The 15,530-nt window shown below is 60.0% G+C and carries 19 protein-coding genes; 16 read left to right on the forward strand and 3 right to left on the reverse strand.

Annotated elements, in window-relative coordinates; all coding sequences use genetic code 11:
* Positions 1–26 precede the first annotated feature (26 nt).
* The 12 genes from rplF (at position 27) to DDE77_RS16285 (ending at position 7,966) form a co-directional block, all read left to right on the forward strand.
* The gene (rplF, locus tag DDE77_RS16230; protein WP_108398536.1) at positions 27–560 is read left to right on the forward strand and encodes a 50S ribosomal protein L6; all 534 of its coding nucleotides are present in this window, start codon (positions 27–29) and stop codon (positions 558–560) included.
* Positions 561–572: 12 nt separating this feature from the next.
* Positions 573–935 carry a 50S ribosomal protein L18 gene (gene rplR / locus DDE77_RS16235; RefSeq protein WP_108398537.1) on the forward strand — a complete coding sequence of 121 codons (363 nt, stop codon included), beginning with the start codon at positions 573–575 and terminating at the stop codon, positions 933–935.
* A gap of 22 nt (positions 936–957) precedes the next feature.
* A complete protein-coding gene (gene rpsE, locus DDE77_RS16240; RefSeq protein WP_056232660.1) occupies positions 958–1,491 on the forward strand; it encodes a 30S ribosomal protein S5 in 534 nt (177 codons plus the stop codon).
* A gap of 24 nt (positions 1,492–1,515) precedes the next feature.
* Complete coding sequence (gene rpmD, locus DDE77_RS16245; protein WP_108398538.1) at positions 1,516–1,704, forward strand: 50S ribosomal protein L30; 189 nt, start codon at positions 1,516–1,518, stop codon at positions 1,702–1,704.
* Between the two features lie 17 nt (positions 1,705–1,721).
* The gene (gene rplO / locus DDE77_RS16250) at positions 1,722–2,222 is read left to right on the forward strand and encodes a 50S ribosomal protein L15 (RefSeq protein ID WP_108398539.1); all 501 of its coding nucleotides are present in this window, start codon (positions 1,722–1,724) and stop codon (positions 2,220–2,222) included.
* Positions 2,223–2,349: 127 nt separating this feature from the next.
* Positions 2,350–3,687 (forward strand): preprotein translocase subunit SecY, encoded by a 1,338-nt coding sequence (gene secY, locus DDE77_RS16255; RefSeq protein ID WP_108398540.1) that lies wholly within the window; start codon positions 2,350–2,352, stop codon positions 3,685–3,687.
* Positions 3,684–4,247: an adenylate kinase gene (locus tag DDE77_RS16260; RefSeq protein WP_108398541.1), complete on the forward strand. Its 564-nt coding sequence runs from the start codon at positions 3,684–3,686 to the stop codon at positions 4,245–4,247. The genes secY and DDE77_RS16260 overlap by 4 nt, the downstream gene beginning before the upstream one ends.
* A gap of 178 nt (positions 4,248–4,425) precedes the next feature.
* A complete protein-coding gene (gene rpsM / locus DDE77_RS16265; protein ID WP_108398542.1) occupies positions 4,426–4,794 on the forward strand; it encodes a 30S ribosomal protein S13 in 369 nt (122 codons plus the stop codon).
* Positions 4,795–4,876: 82 nt separating this feature from the next.
* Complete coding sequence (rpsK, locus tag DDE77_RS16270) at positions 4,877–5,269, forward strand: 30S ribosomal protein S11 (protein ID WP_046138391.1); 393 nt, start codon at positions 4,877–4,879, stop codon at positions 5,267–5,269.
* A gap of 96 nt (positions 5,270–5,365) precedes the next feature.
* Complete coding sequence (locus DDE77_RS16275; protein WP_245895338.1) at positions 5,366–6,391, forward strand: DNA-directed RNA polymerase subunit alpha; 1,026 nt, start codon at positions 5,366–5,368, stop codon at positions 6,389–6,391.
* A 32-nt stretch (positions 6,392–6,423) separates the two neighbouring features.
* A complete protein-coding gene (rplQ, locus tag DDE77_RS16280; RefSeq protein WP_108398544.1) occupies positions 6,424–6,849 on the forward strand; it encodes a 50S ribosomal protein L17 in 426 nt (141 codons plus the stop codon).
* 73 nt (positions 6,850–6,922) lie between these two features.
* Positions 6,923–7,966: an NAD-dependent epimerase/dehydratase family protein gene (locus DDE77_RS16285; protein WP_108398545.1), complete on the forward strand. Its 1,044-nt coding sequence runs from the start codon at positions 6,923–6,925 to the stop codon at positions 7,964–7,966.
* Here DDE77_RS16285 and DDE77_RS16290 read toward each other — a convergent pair.
* Together DDE77_RS16290 and DDE77_RS16295 are read right to left on the reverse strand one after the other, a co-directional pair.
* Positions 7,963–8,502, reverse strand: a complete 540-nt coding sequence (locus DDE77_RS16290; protein WP_108398546.1) for a P-loop NTPase family protein — start codon at positions 8,500–8,502, stop codon at positions 7,963–7,965. The two genes, DDE77_RS16285 and DDE77_RS16290, sit on opposite strands and share 4 nt — an antisense overlap.
* 86 nt (positions 8,503–8,588) lie before the next feature.
* Positions 8,589–9,770 (reverse strand): type III PLP-dependent enzyme domain-containing protein, encoded by a 1,182-nt coding sequence (locus DDE77_RS16295; protein ID WP_108398547.1) that lies wholly within the window; start codon positions 9,768–9,770, stop codon positions 8,589–8,591.
* A 178-nt stretch (positions 9,771–9,948) separates the two neighbouring features.
* Here DDE77_RS16295 and DDE77_RS16300 point away from each other — a divergent pair, with 178 nt between their 5' ends.
* Positions 9,949–11,400, forward strand: coding sequence for a Do family serine endopeptidase (locus tag DDE77_RS16300; RefSeq protein WP_108398548.1), 1,452 nt, complete (start codon positions 9,949–9,951; stop codon positions 11,398–11,400).
* Between the two features lie 74 nt (positions 11,401–11,474).
* Complete coding sequence (locus tag DDE77_RS16305; protein WP_108398549.1) at positions 11,475–12,791, forward strand: replication-associated recombination protein A; 1,317 nt, start codon at positions 11,475–11,477, stop codon at positions 12,789–12,791.
* Between the two features lie 2 nt (positions 12,792–12,793).
* On the opposite strand, the gene DDE77_RS16310 is transcribed toward DDE77_RS16305, so the two are convergent.
* Entirely contained in the window at positions 12,794–13,948 is a 1,155-nt protein-coding gene (locus DDE77_RS16310; RefSeq protein WP_108398550.1) for a patatin-like phospholipase family protein, read from the reverse strand.
* Between the two features lie 125 nt (positions 13,949–14,073).
* On the opposite strand from DDE77_RS16310, the gene crcB reads away from it, so the two are divergent.
* Positions 14,074–14,454 carry a fluoride efflux transporter CrcB gene (gene crcB / locus DDE77_RS16315; protein WP_108398551.1) on the forward strand — a complete coding sequence of 127 codons (381 nt, stop codon included), beginning with the start codon at positions 14,074–14,076 and terminating at the stop codon, positions 14,452–14,454.
* The gene (locus DDE77_RS16320; protein ID WP_108398552.1) at positions 14,451–15,437 is read left to right on the forward strand and encodes an RluA family pseudouridine synthase; all 987 of its coding nucleotides are present in this window, start codon (positions 14,451–14,453) and stop codon (positions 15,435–15,437) included. Before crcB ends, DDE77_RS16320 begins: the two co-directional genes overlap by 4 nt.
* Positions 15,438–15,530 lie beyond the last annotated feature (93 nt).

The following is a 15,530-nucleotide window of genomic DNA, read 5'->3' on the forward strand; positions in this document are numbered from 1 at the left end:
GACGATTACTCAGGGATTGAAATAGAATGTCACGTACTGGCAAGAAACCGGTTGCACCGGTGAGCGGCGTGACGGTTACGATCAATGGTCGTACCGTTTCCGCGAAGGGCCCTAAGGGCGAATTGAGCCTCGAGCTCATGGATGTGGTCTCCGCAGAGAACGGCGCCGATGGCGTTGTTGTCTCGCCGGCCAATGACACCCGTGAGGCTCGAGCAGCCTGGGGTACCACCCGTGCACTGATCCAGAACATGGTCACCGGTGTTTCGGCTGGCTTCGAAAAGAGGCTCGCCATCCAGGGCGTTGGCTATCGTGCAGCGATGCAGGGCAAGGATGTCAAGCTGTCGCTTGGGTTCAGCCACGAAGTCGTCTACCAAGCCCCCCAGGGCATCACGCTGGCCGTTCCGGCCCCGACGGAAATCGTCGTCTCCGGTATCGACAAGCAGCAGGTAGGCCAGGTTGCGGCCGACATTCGCGCGTGGCGCAAGCCGGAGCCCTACAAGGGCAAGGGCGTCCGCTATGCCGGCGAGTTCGTCTTCCGCAAAGAAGGCAAGAAGAAGTAAGGAGCGCCACCTATGGCTATCAGTGCAAAAGGTGCGGAACGCCGCAAGGCTCGTGTCCGCAAGGCGCTCAAGGCTCGTGCCTTCGGTCGTCCTCGTTTGTCCGTGTTCCGTTCGGACAAGAATATCTACGCCCAAATCATCGACGATGCGAACGGCCGTACGCTGGCCGCTGCGTCCACCCTCGACAAGGACGTCAAGGCTACCGTCAAGAACGGTGGTTCGGCTGAAGCAGCTGCCGTTATCGGCAAGCTGATCGCCGAACGTGGCACCAAGGCCGGTGTGGCCGAAGTCGTGTTCGACCGTGGGTCGTATATCTATCACGGCCGTGTGAAGGCCCTTGCAGAAGCTGCCCGCGAGGGCGGTCTGCAGTTCTAGAACACGGCGAGGAAAGAAAATTATGAGCAGAGACGTTCAAGAGCGCGAAAGCGAATTCGTCGATCGCCTGGTCCACATCAACCGCGTGGCGAAGGTGGTCAAGGGTGGTCGTCGCTTCGGCTTCGCAGCACTCGTCGTTGTGGGTGACCAGAAGGGTCGCGTTGGGTTTGGTCACGGCAAGGCCCGTGAAGTTCCAGAAGCGATCCGCAAGGCCACCGAGCAGGCCAAGCGCCAGATGATCCGTGTTCCGTTGCGCGATGCGCGCACGCTGCACCACGATGTCCAGGGCCGTCACGGCGCTGGCAAGGTGATCCTGCGTGCAGCCGTTCCCGGTACCGGTATCATTGCCGGTGGTCCGATGCGCGCCGTGTTCGAAACGCTTGGCATCAACGATATCGTCGCCAAGTCGCAGGGCACTGCCAACCCATACAACATGGTGCGGGCAACTTTTGATGCGCTCAAGCGCGTCGACAGCCCACGCTCGGTTGCTTCCCGCCGCGGCCTCAAGGTTTCGGAACTCCAGGCTCGCCGCGGCGAGACTGCAGTCGAAGCTTGATTGCCCGAGGTCAGGAGATAAATCATGGCTGAGAAGAAAATGATCACCGTGCAGCAAATCGGTTCGCCGATCCGCCGCGACAAGGTGCAGCGCGCGACCCTTATCGGTCTCGGGCTGAACAAGATGAACAAGCAGCGCGAGCTGATCGATACGCCCGAAGTTCGCGGCATGATCAACAAGCTCCCGCACCTCGTCCGTGTTATCGGCGAGTAAGAGGGAAGGTCGATCAAATGACCCGTTTGAATGAACTTCGCGACAACCCTGGTTCCTCCAAGACCCGCATCCGTATCGGTCGCGGTATTGGTTCGGGCAAGGGCAAGACCGGTGGTCGCGGCGGCAAGGGCCAGACTGCGCGCTCGGGCGTTGCGATCAATGGTTTTGAAGGCGGCCAGATGCCCCTTCACATGCGTATGCCTAAGCGCGGCTTCAACGCGCTGAACCCAGGCAACTGGAATGAGGTCCGTATTGACCGCATCCAGAACTACATCGACAACGGCAAGCTGGACGCCAAGGCTGTGATCGACGCGCAGGCGCTGATCGCTGCCCGCGTAATCCGTCGTCCCAAGGACGGCGTGCGCCTGATCGGTTCGGAAGGTTTTACCGCCTCGAACGTCACGTTCAATGTCGACTACGCAACCAAGGGTGCGCTTGCAGCTATCGAAGCTGCTGGTGGCAAGGTTGACCTGATCCCGGCCAAGCAGCCGTGGAAGAAGACCCCATACGCCGGTTAATTATCGGCTTGGCGCATCCGACCGCGTGGTCGGGTGCGCTTTTGGTTTGTTGCGTTAGTGAGGCAGATGCATCTGCGTCCCAAAGCGCTCCGAGCGCACCAGGCCCAAAAGCCACAGGGAGCGAATAATGGCGTCCGCAGCCGAACAGCTGGCACGTAATCTCAATTTCTCGACATTCTCCAAGGCGAAAGCCCTACAGCAGCGCATCTGGTTCACACTGGGCGCGCTGCTTGTTTATCGTCTGGGGACTTTCATTCCGGTTCCAGGTATTGACCCCGACGCGTTCCGTGCGACGTTCGAACAGTCGCAGCAGGGCATCATCGGCATGTTCAACATGTTCGCTGGTGGCGCCGTGGAGCGCATGGCGATCTTCGCCCTGAACCTTATTCCGTACATCACCGCGTCCATCGTGGTGCAGGTGGTCGCGACGGCATCGCCGCGCCTTGAAGCCCTCAAGAAAGAGGGCGAGGCTGGCCGCCGGAAGATGAACCAGTATACTCGTTATCTGGCGGTGGTGTTCTGTGCCGTGCAGGCCTATGGCATTGCCGTGGGCCTCGAAGGCAGCCAGGGCGTGGTGCTTAATCCGGGTTGGTTCTTCCGCATCTCCACCGTGATCACGCTGGTTGGCGGTACCATGTTCCTGATGTGGCTGGGTGAACAAATCACCTCGCGCGGGGTGGGCAATGGTATTTCGCTGATCATCTTCGCTGGTATCGTGGCAAACCTGCCCACGACTATCGTGCAGACGCTTGAGCTCAGCCGTACCGGCGCATTGCCGGCCTTTGCGGGCTTTGGGATGATCATCATCGCCTTGGTGGTGATTGCGGCCATCGTGTTCTTTGAACGCGCCCAGCGCCGGTTGCTGATCCAGTACCCAAAGCGCCAGGTGGGCAACAAGATGTTCCAGGGGGACACGTCCCACCTGCCACTCAAGCTCAACACTTCGGGCGTTATCCCGGTGATCTTTGGTTCGTCCCTGCTGCTGCTGCCAGCGACCATTGCGTCGTTTGCCGCACAGGGGAATGCTCCGGAATGGCTGCAGGTCGTTACAGCCTTGCTGGGTCGGGGCCAGCCGCTTTATCTTGCACTGTTCGCCTTCTTCATCATCTTCTTTGCGTTCTTCTACACGGCGATCGTGTTCAATCCGCAGGAGACGGCAGACAACCTGAAGCGTTCGGGTGGGTTCATTCCGGGTATTCGTCCGGGCGAGCGTACGGCACAGCACATCGATTATGTGTTGACGCGCATCACTGTGATCGGTGCTTTGTATCTCACCGTCGTGGCGCTGATTCCTGAAGTGATGTTCAGCCAACTGGCAGTGAGCCAGTTTATCGGCGGCACCTCGCTGCTGATCATGGTGACAGTGACGCTGGATACGGTTAGCCAGATCCAGAGCCATTTGATCGCACAGCAATATGAGGGACTGGTCAAGAAGTCCCGCCTTGGGGGAGGCCGGCGCCGATGAGACTTATTTTGCTCGGACCACCGGGGGCAGGGAAGGGGACACAGGCCAAGATCCTGGTCGAGGCCTATGGCATCCCTCAGCTCTCAACCGGCGACATCCTACGCTCTGCTATCCAGGACCGTACACCCCTTGGCCTTGCAGCCAAGGAGATCATGGATCGCGGCGATCTGGTGTCCAATGACATTGTCAACGGTATCGTGTCGGATCGATTGGATGCCGCTGATTGCAAGAATGGTTTCATTCTTGATGGGTTCCCGCGCACAATCGGGCAAGCTGAAGCGCTTGACGGCATGCTCGCCGACAAGGGCATGAGCCTCGATGCCGTGATTGAAATGACGGCCGAAGCCGACGTGCTGGTGTCTCGCGTGGTCAACCGCGCCAAGGAAAGCAATCGGCCCGACGACAATCCCGAGGTTATCCGCAAGCGGCTCGAGGTCTACAAGAACGACACGGCGCCGCTGGTGGACTACTACCGCCAGCGTGGCCTGGTGAAGACTGTGGACGGCATGGCGCCGGTTGAGCAAGTCACAGCCGCGATCAAAGCTGCGATCGCGCAATAGAATAGTGCTTGACTTCGCGGTTGACTCTGCGGAATCGAGCCCTTAAAGAACCGCATCAGTTCCAAAGATTATTGGACTGGATTCGGTTCCTCGAAAAAGTTGGGGGTCGAAGTCCGGTCCCTTGTTGTTTAACGGCACGGGCCGTGATGGTTGCCGTGTTGAATGAAGGAGAGCAGACGTGGCTCGTATTGCTGGCGTCAATATCCCGACGAACAAGCGTGTGATCATCGCGCTGCAGTATATCCACGGGATCGGCGACAAGTTCGCTGAGGATATCTGCACCAAGGTTGGTATTCCAGCCGAACGTCGCGTCAATGAACTGACCGACGCCGAAGTGATCCAGATCCGTGAAACCATCGACCGCGACTATGTCGTGGAGGGTGATCTTCGCCGCAACGTGGCGATGAACATCAAGCGCTTGATGGATTTGGGCAATTATCGTGGCCTGCGCCACCGTCGTGGCCTGCCGGTCCGTGGTCAGCGCACCCATACCAATGCTCGTACCCGCAAGGGTCCGGCCAAGCCGATCGCCGGCAAGAAGAAGTAAGAACCCGCTTTTACGGGTTCTTCGATGTAGCTGCCGGGGCTGGATGGCTAACGGCTGCGCTGATATCGAATTGAGGAAATAGATGGCTAAGACTGAAACTACGCGCGTCAAGCGCAAGGAACGCAAGAACATTACCTCGGGTGTTGCCCACGTGAATGCTTCGTTCAACAACACCATGGTCACCATTGCCGACATGCAGGGTAACACGATTTCGTGGTCCTCCTCGGGTGTGATGGGCTTCAAGGGTTCGCGCAAGTCGACCCCGTACGCTGCCCAGGTGGCTGCTGAAGATGCTGCCAAGAAGGCGCAGGAACATGGCATGAAGACCCTTGAGGTCGAAGTGCGCGGCCCTGGTTCGGGTCGTGAGTCGGCGCTGCGCGCCCTGCAGGCTGCTGGCTTCAACGTCACCTCGATCCGTGACGTCACGTCCATTCCGCACAATGGCTGCCGCCCACGCAAGCGGCGCCGCGTCTAACCACGACGGTATGAAGAGCTCCCGGCTGCGCAGGCCGGGAGTCTTGTTGCGTTTGCGGCGGAGCGGCTCGGGCTGGGGCCGCGATTTTGAAAGGACATAACCGTGACGATCCAGAGGAACTGGCAAGAACTGATCAAGCCGACCAAGCTGGAGATTGTTTCGGGCAGCGACAACGCGCGCGTGGCCTCGGTGGTTGCCGAGCCGCTTGAGCGCGGTTACGGGCTTACCCTGGGTAATGCTCTTCGTCGCGTGCTGCTGTCGTCGCTCCAGGGCGCGGCAGTGACCGCAATCCAGATTGACGGCATCCTGCATGAATTCTCCTCGCTTCCGGGCGTGCGGGAAGACATCACCGACCTGGTTCTCAACGTGAAGGAAATCGCGTTGAAGATGGGCGGCGAGGGTCCGAAGCGTCTGGCACTCTCCAAGCAGGGTCCGGGCTCGGTGACCGCTGGCGACATCAAGGTCACCGGCGACATCGAAGTGCTGAACCCTGAACTCGTGATCTGCCATCTCGATGATGGCGCTGAGATCAACATTGAATTCACCGTTGATACCGGCAAGGGCTATGTCGCTGCCGAGAAGAACCGTCCCGAAGACGCACCTATCGGCTATATCCCGGTCGATTCGCTGTTTTCCCCGGTTCGCCGCGTGAGCTACAAGGTTGATGCTACTCGTGCGGGTGAAAGCCTGGACAAGGACAAGCTGACCTTGCAGGTGGAAACCAATGGCGCCGTGTCGCCTGAAGATGCCGTGGCCTATGCTGCGCGTATCCTGCAGGACCAGCTTTCGGTGTTCGTGAACTTCGAAGAGCCCAGCAAGGAAAAGGCCCAGGATTCCGTTCCTGAACTCGCCTTCAATCCGGCGCTGCTCAAGAAGGTCGACGAGCTCGAGCTTTCGGTGCGTTCGGCAAACTGCCTCAAGAACGACAACATCGTTTATATCGGCGACCTCATCCAGAAGACGGAAGCCGAGATGCTGCGGACACCGAATTTCGGCCGCAAGTCGCTCAATGAAATCAAGGAAGTCCTGGCACAAATGGGGCTTCATCTCGGAATGGACGTCAACAACTGGCCACCCGAGAATATCGATGACCTCGCCAAGCGCTACGAAGATCATTATTGATCCCGCGCTGCCAAGCCCTTTAGGAGACAACCATGCGCCACGGTAATTCAGGCCGCAAACTCAACCGGACTGCCAGCCACCGCAAGGCAATGTTCGCCAATATGTCCGCCGCGCTGATCAAGCACGAGCAGATCGTTACCACTTTGCCCAAGGCAAAGGACCTCCGTCCGATCGTTGAAAAGCTGATTACGCTTGGCAAGCGTGGTGACCTGCATGCTCGTCGCCAGGCAATTGCGCAGATCCGCGACGAAGGTCAGGTGGCAAAGCTGTTTGCCGTGCTCGGCCCGCGCTACAAGGAACGCCAGGGCGGCTATATCCGCATCATGAAGGCTGGCTTCCGCTATGGCGACAATGCCCCGATGGCCGTGATCGAGTTCGTTGATCGCGACGTTGATGCCAAGGGCCAGGATAGCGGTCCAGTCCAGTATCGTGATGAAGACGAGTCCGAGGCAGCGTAAGCGCCAAGACCCATAGACATTTTCAGGCGGCTGCGGTTCATTCCGTGGCCGCTTTTGTTTTGGGATGTAGTGGATGCGATCTGGTCGGGTTTTGGTGACAGGTGCAGGTGGGTTCGTCGGCAAGTGGACGGTGATCGAGCTGCTGCGGGCCGGGTTCCATGTACGCGGCACAATTCGTTCGGAAAGCCGAGCCGAAAAGGTACGCCAGGCTGTCACACGGGAGGTAGGCGGAGACGCCTTGCGGCGGCTCGATTTCGTGAAACTCGATCTGATGAGCGATCATGGTTGGCGAGAGGCCATGATCGGAGTGGACGCGATTGTTCATGTGGCGTCCCAGATTTTGGGCATTGAGCCCAAAGATCCACAGGTGGTGATCGGGCCCGCTGTCGAAGGGACGGAGCGGGTGCTGCGCTTTGCTGTGGTCACTGGCATAAAGCGCATTGTCATGACTTCGTCTATCGCCACGGTGGGTTATGGCCATGGGCACAGCACGGGTAAGCGGGTTTATACAGAGGGCGACTACACGCAACTCGAATCCATGAAGTTCACCTGGGCCTATTGCGTGGGCAAGACCAAGGCCGAACGCGCTGCATGGGCATATGCGCGTTCTGAAAAGCTGGAGTTGACCACGATCCACCCGGGCGCCATTCTTGGCCCGGCGCTGGACGAGGATGCGAGTGTGTCGTTGCGCATGGTGTCTGGCCTGCTTGAGGGCACGACGCCGGCCATGCCGAGTAATGGGTTCTCGGTAATCGATGTGCGCGATGTCGCCGCCATGCATGTCGCCGCGCTGCAGCAGCCATCGTCCATCGGAGAGCGCTATCTCGCAACGTCGGACTATGTGCCCTTCGCTCAGGTGGCCGAGGTCCTGCGCGAAGCCTATCCAGATCGCGAGATCACTCGCAAGCAGGTTCCGGATTGGCTCATCAAGCTGTTGGCGCGGTTTGGTGGGCCAGCGCGGCAGATCATCAACGATATCGGCAACGAGAAGCACTACGACCGTACCAAGGGCGAGGGCCTGCTGGGGCGTTCGTTCATCAGCGGCAAGGATGCGATCCTTGCAACAGCCGAGAGCGTGATCAGGCTGGGACTAGTGAAGGAGAAAACGACGGTTTAGGTCACTTCCCCGAGATTCCAAGCGGTGTAAAGCCGATGCAGATCTGCGAACGAGTTCGTGGCCACCAGCAAGCCCCGGGCCTTGCTTAAGGTTTCCCGCTTCAGTGTCCGCCGTTTGGGTTCGTCCCACAGGATCCACCGGATCATGGTCCAGTTGGGCGTTTCACCAGCGCCTTGCATGGTTCCCATACGATGGGCGGGGCGCATGCAGCGCCAGAGATAGCGGCGAAAATTGCCAAGGCGCGGGGAGGAAAGGCTGATGACCCCCGTCGCGCGCTCCAGCCTGCCGCCGAGGAATGAAAAGTAGTTGCCTTCGATGATCCAGGCATCTTGGCTTACCAAGGCTTCTACGTCGGCCAGAAAGGCGTCTGCAGCGCGCTCGGCCCAGGTGCCTGGCTCGAACCGTATCTGGTCCAGGTGAATGGTGGGCAGCTCAAGCTTTTGCCCAAGTGCGCAGGCCAGTGTCGATTTCCCACCCGCCGCCGGCCCGGTGATCCAGATGCGTGGTCCAAGATTTTCTAGAGCCGGTATTTGCATAACCACAATCCTGATTGTGGGTACTCATGAAACACAAACCCCCGGGCAGTGCCCAGGGGTCAAATGCGAAGCAATCGTGTTGTCGTTTATTCCGGCTGCTGGTCCTTGCCGGTGTAGATTTCTTCCACCCAGTACTGATCGCGACGGTCAAAGCCGTTGAAGGGTGTGAGGGAGGCCTGGGTATAGGCGCCCATCAGGCCGAACTCGATCCAGTCGTCTTCGTCGATATCGGCTGGAAGGGTGAAGACTTGCGGCAGGACGTCGTAGCTATCGCAGGTTGGGCCCCAGATGGTGAATTCGGAGAACTCCTGGGCGTTGTCATGCACGCGCGGGCCGCGCCAGACGCGTACCGGTGGGGTGAAGTGCATGAACTTGACTTCCATCAGCGAGCCATAAGCGCCGTCGTTCACATAGACCGACTGGCCGCCGCGCTGGTGCTTGACGCGCAGCAGCAGCGAGGTGGACGAGGTGACCAGTGCGCGGCCGGGCTCGATGATGAGTTCTGGTCGGCGCTTTTCGCCGAAATGATCGTGGACCGCGGTTGCGATGGTTTCGAAGTAATAGTCCATCGGCGGCGCTTCGCTGGTGGGGTAGGGCGCGGGATAGCCGCCACCAATGTTGAGGCGCTTGAGCTCGATGCCGGATTCCTCGACAATGCGGGCAGCGGCCGCGATGTGCCGTTCATAGGCATAGGCGTCTTCGCACTGGGAGCCGACGTGGAAGCAGAGGCTGGGCGTATAGCCCATCTTCTCGACAGCCGTGACGATCTCGGCTGCACCCTGTTCCATGACGCCGAACTTGATGCCAAAATCATAGGACTTGAGCGCCTTGCCCGCCTTGAAGCGGGTGGTGACTTCCACGTCACGGCTGGGCGACACCACGGCGGCGAGCTGGTCGAGCTGCTGCGGATGGTCGATCGTGAAGGAGCGGATGCCGAACTCTTCATAGGCGCGTTCGATTTCACGCTTGTTCTTGATTGGGTTGTTGTAGTGCATGGCCGCGCCGGGGGCGTAGTCGCGCACCAATTCCATCTCGCGATTGGAAGCAACGTCGAATGCCTTGAGGCCTTCGCGATGCAGTTGAGCAATGATGTGGGGCGAGGGGTTGCACTTGACTGCATAGGTCAGCAGCCCATCGAAACCCTTCCGGAAGACCTTCACGGCCTTGTGGAACTCACGTTCGGAGAACAGAAAAGCCGGAAAGTCGGGGGCTTCCGCGGCGATGAGCGCAGATGTGTTCGGGTAAACGTGGGTCGGCTCGGTGGTCATGGACGACTGGCCTTTCGGGGCTAGGGCATGCGGGGGAATGAGCGCTGCATATAGGGATGCTATCCCCCCTGTGCAAACATTTATTTGGCCTTGGGAGCCATCATGCGCATGATGCCATTTTCGTGACAGAATAGGGGCGTTTGGCTGCGTTCCCTTGACGGCTTTTGAGGGTGATCGGATGAGTGTGCGTGCGCTGTTGCTGGCTGGTGTTACCCTGCTTGGGTTGGCAATCGGCGGCACCGTGGCCTTTTCGCCGCTCAATGGGCCCAGTCTTGCGCAAGTCACGGCGCCGGCAACGGCCACCGTGCCGCAAAGCAACGAGCAGATCCGGCTTAGCTTCGCCCCTGTCGTGAAGGCGGCCTCGCCGGCGGTGGTCAATGTTTATGCTACGCGCATCGAGCTGCAGGCCGCCTCTCCCTTTGCGAACGATCCGTTTTTTTCCCGCTTTTTCGGCGACGGCCGTTTCCAGCGTCGTCCGCGCGAGTCCCGATCCCTAGGGTCGGGCGTTATCGTTGATGCTGGCGGCGTTATCCTGACCAACCGGCATGTGATCGAGGGGGCGACCGATGTACGCATTGCCCTATCGGACGGACGCGAATTTGCGGTCGATATCGTAATTGAAGATGCGCAGACCGATCTGGCGGTCCTGCGGGTGCGCGAACCTGGCGGCGCGCAGTTCCCCGCAATGCAGTTCGCCGACTCGGACGCTCTAGAGGTGGGTGATCTTGTGCTTGCCATTGGCAATCCGTTTGGCGTTGGCCAAACTGTCACCAGCGGGATTGTATCGGCACTCGCCCGCACCGGGGTCGAGAGTTCGGACTATGAATTCTTTATTCAAACCGACGCGGCCATCAACCCGGGCAATTCCGGAGGTGCGCTAGTGGATCTTGACGGCAATTTGGTGGGCATCAACACGGCCATCTATTCGCAAACTGGTGGTTCGGTGGGGATCGGCTTTGCCATTCCTGCCAACATGGCGCGGTTGGTGGCAGAAGCGGGTATCAGCGGTGGCGAGATCGTGCGGCCGTGGTTCGGCGCAAAGATGCAGGCGGTCAATTCTGATATCGCCGCAAGTCTGGGTATGACGGCGCCCCATGGTGCTTTGATCACGGAAGTGGCGCCTGGTGGACCCGCAGCGCGCGCGGGATTCCAATCTGGCGATGTGGTGCTTTCCGTAGACGGGGTGCAAGTGGATGATCCCAGCGCCTTCAACTTCCGCCTCGCAACCAAGCCGATTGGACAGACAACGCAGCTCGAGCGCTGGCGCGGCGGAACGCGGGAGACTGTGGGCTTCACAGTGGAGGCAGCGCCTATTCCCGGCGAGGACATGATGGCGGTGATCACGGGCAATTCCCGCTTTGCCGGCACCAGCGTTCGCCAGATCGATGCTGCTCTGGCCGAAAGCAAGGGCCTGCCTTATGACGCGCGCGGGGTGATCGTGACGGCGGTGGAGCCAGGCTCGCCGGCCGCGGAGATGGGCTTGCAGGTCGACGACATTATCCTCTCGCTCAACGATATCGCCATGGACAGCGCCCAGACCTTCTCCCAGACGGCGTCGCGGCGAGTGCGCACGTGGCAGATCATTCTGCAACGAGACGGGCAGGTGACGCGGAGCATTGTGAGTGGCTAGTCCAACGCAACATAGCGGTGACTAGAGCAGCGCCTGGACTGTTTCACATCAGCGCCTTGCGCTAGAACGCTGATATGTCCGACCTGTTTGCTGCCAGCCCCGAAGAAAATGACCGCGCGCGCCCGCTGGCCGATCAATTGCGGCCGCGCTCGCTCGATGAAGTGATCGGGCAAACGCACCTGCTGGGGCCGGACGGTACGCTGCGCCGGATGATGGCCAGCGGCCGGCTGGGCTCGCTGATCCTTTGGGGGCCGCCAGGAACCGGCAAGACCACAGTGGCAAGGCTCCTCGCCGACCAGATCGGCTATCGCTTCGAACAGATCTCGGCCGTGTTTTCCGGTGTCGCCGATCTCAAGAAGGTGTTCGAGAAGGCCCGCTTTGAGCGACTGAGCGGGCACAAGACGCTTTTGTTTGTGGACGAAATTCACCGTTTCAACCGGGCGCAGCAGGACGGTTTTCTCCCTGTTATGGAAGACGGCACGGTAGTGCTGGTGGGTGCGACCACGGAGAACCCCTCGTTCGAGCTCAACGCCGCCTTGCTGTCGCGCAGCCAGGTGCTGCGCTTCGAGTCGCTCGGCTTGCCCGATCTGGAAAAATTGGTGCAACGGGCCGAGCAGTTGACCGGCGCCAGCCTGCCGCTCGATAGCGAAGCGCGGCACACTTTGCTCACCCTGGCAGATGGAGATGGGCGGGCTCTGCTCGGGCTGGTGGAAGAGGTGCTAGCCTCGGCCAAGCCTGGCGAAACGCTGGATGCGGCGGGGCTGCTCACAGTCGTCCAGCGCCGAGCGCCCATCTATGACAAGGCGCAGGACGGGCACTACAATCTGATTTCAGCGTTGCACAAGACCATCCGGGGCTCCGACCCGGACGCGGCGCTTTATTATTTCGCCCGTATGCTCGACGCTGGCGAAGATCCGCTGTTTCTCGCGCGCCGGCTGATCCGCATGGCGGTGGAGGATATTGGCCTGGCTGATCCCGCAGCTCTGCCGCAGGCCGTGGCGGGCCGGGACGCTTTCCAGATGTTGGGTTCGCCCGAAGGTGAACTGGCGCTGGCGCAAGTGGTTGTTTATCTGGCGCTCGCGCCCAAATCCAATGCCGTCTACACGGCTTACAAAGGCGCGGTCAGCGTTGCGAAAACAACAGGATCGCCCATGCCGCCCATGGTCATCCTCAATGCACCGACCAAGCTGATGAAGGGTTCGGGATATGGCGAGGGCTATATCTACGACCACGACACGCCCGAGGCCTTTTCGGGGCAGGAATATTTCCCCGAAAAGATCGGCCGTCAGAGCTTTTACCATCCTGTAGAGCGCGGGTTTGAACGCGATCTGCGCAAGCGCATGGACTATTTCGAGCGGCTTAGAGCGGCCAAGGGGGAGAGTGGCGAGTAGGTCTAGTTACTCCGGTGCCACGCGCCCATGCTTCCGGATTCAACGCCATATTGATACAGGGCCGCCAGCCACTCCGGCCCACCGAACAGCGCATTTTGTGGCTGAGGGAAGTTGGGTGGTATCGCGGTCAGGCGATAATTGATGCCGCTGCGCTCAACCATGTTGGTGAGGATCGCGATGTCGCCACGGCCGCGATATTTGAGCAGAGTGGGAATGGAGCGCTCCAGCACGGATAGAGAGGTCACGTTCACCGGCTCGCTCGAGGGCTCGATGGCGCCATTATAGACGACGTAGAGGTTCGCCCGCCCAGGCAAGGAATCGAGACCATCGGGCAGAAGGACGATCTGCTGGGTCACGCCCCCATCAACGTGAAGCTCGTCGAACTTGCCGCCAGCGGCGCGGACGTCGATCAGCACGGGAGGATAAACACCAGGCACTGCCGCAGAGGCGAGGAGGATCTGCTGGATCAGATCAAGCCTATCGGGAATGTTGCTGGCCGCGATGGCCCCAATGTCCCAGATCACGGGACGCTCGGCATCAAGATTGGTGGTGCCCACCAGCAAGCGGCGGCCCTTGAGGTGTTCAACGGCGATGGCGGTCACCGTGCCAGGGTCAATCAGCCGGCGGATAGCCTTGAGCACAGGCGTATTGCTGGCAATGGATGGGGCGCCCAGGGCGGCCGAAATGAAATTGAGATTGGGCGATTTCTGGCTGGCAAGGCTGCTGAAGACTTCGGTTAGCCTGCCATCATAGCTGGGCCCAAGGAATGCCATAGGCGCGATCAGGGCACCAACACTGATGCCGGTCACGACCTCGAACTCCGGCCGCTCACCGCTTTGCGTCCAGCCAACGAGAAAGCCCGCGCCATAAGCGCCATTGATGCCGCCACCGGAGAGGCTCAGGAAATCCACGGCGCCGTCAGGACCAGGGGTAAACTTAAAACTCTTGCCCTCTTCAAGCTGCGCGTCGCCCCAATAGCGGATCGGCTCCGCATCCGTCGCAGGCACCGTGGTGGCCAGGGCTCCGGGCACGGCCGCCATGTCGGCGATGGCTTCAGGCACAGCGCTGTCGCGAACGCCCGCGGTGGTGACGCAGCCGGCAAGCGCGAGGGTAGACAAAATAACAAGGGCAGCGCGGGCCGCCGAGAAAGGGAGCATGGGCAATCTCAATCGGTATCTGCTGGCTTAAGTGGCGCTGGCTAGCTTGGTTCCCTGTTGCAGGACAAAGCGATACGATAAAGAGCTGATGTGGTGAACGGGCCACTGTTGAGGGCTTACGACTTATGCAAGCGTTCCTGTTGGTCGGTTTAGGCGGTGCCATCGGGGCCATGGCTCGCTTTGGAGCGGGCAAGTTGATTGGCCAGGTTTGGCCCACGAATTTTCCCCTTGCGACCCTTCTGATCAACATAGCTGGGTCGACGCTGATGGGCCTATTAATGGGCCTCCTTGCAAGGTTCACGCCGGCATGGAGCGAGACAGCGCGCTTGTTTGCCGCCGTGGGTGTTCTGGGCGGCTTCACCACCTTTTCTTCGTTTTCGCTCGAAACAGTGCAGTTGATCGAGCGCGGCGAAATATTTTGGGCGGGCGGCTATGTGCTGTTGTCGGTTGTGGTTTGCCTCGCGGGGCTTTATCTCGGACTTTTGGTGACCAGAGGCTTTTCATGAGTGGCGTTCAACAGCGGCAGGTGAGTGCGGATGAAGACGGAATGCGTCTTGATCGCTGGTTCGCGACACATTTCCCCCAGCTCGGTTTTGGCCGCCTGCAGAAGCTCATCCGCAATGGCGAGATCAAGGTCGACCGCGCGAAGGTGACGACGAGCACCCGGCTGTCGCCGGGGCAGACGGTACGAATCCCGCCGATCGATGATCCGGGAACGCCCAAGCCCGTTCGGATCAACGAGGACGAAGCGCGCTTCCTGCGCAGCCTGATCCTTTATGAGGACGAAGACATCTATGTCTTCAACAAGCCGCATGGGCTCGCGGTCCAGGGTGGCAGCGGCACGACGCGTCACCTCGATGGCATGCTCAAGAGCCTGCCCAACAACAAGGGCGAGGCACCGCGGCTCGTTCACCGGTTGGACCGGGATACGTCCGGGTGTCTGGTGGTTGCCAAGACCAAGGCCGCTGCCAGCCATTTTGGAACCGTGTTCCGGTCGCGCTCCGCCCGCAAGATTTATTGGGCGGTGGTCGCCGGCAATCCTCATCCGCAGCAGGGCGAGATTTCCTGTTTCCTCGCGCGCCAGAGCACGGCTGATGGCGAGCAGATGGTGGTCGTCAAGAATGGCACGCCCGGCGCACAGCACTCGACCAGCTATTATTCCACCACGGATACGGCAAGCCGGCGCTTTGCTTGGGTAACGCTGAAGCCGGTGACCGGAAGGACGCACCAATTGCGCGTCCATATGGCGAAGTTGGGAACGCCTATTATTGGCGATCCGCGCTATTTCAACATCGAAAACTGGCAGGGTGCCGAGGGGTTGAGCGAAGGGCTGCATTTGCATGCAAGGCGCCTGGCCATTCCCTTGCGCGGTGGCAAGCGCATCGACATTTCGGCGCCGTTGCCGCCCCACATGCGGGGAAGCTTTGAAACCCTTGGCTTCGATCCTGACCGCTATGATGTGGGCACGGATCCCGAAGATGGGGCATAGCGTTCCGAATTAATGGGCGATGCGTCGTTAAGCGTGTCGCCAATGTTGGCCCCTCCTGTCGTTCTTGCCGGACGATGCAGTGGCCGGAGAGAA

Origin of the sequence: Devosia submarina (assembly GCF_003056345.1) — a bacterium.
In the GTDB taxonomy this organism is placed as follows: Bacteria; Pseudomonadota; Alphaproteobacteria; order Rhizobiales; family Devosiaceae; genus Devosia; species Devosia submarina.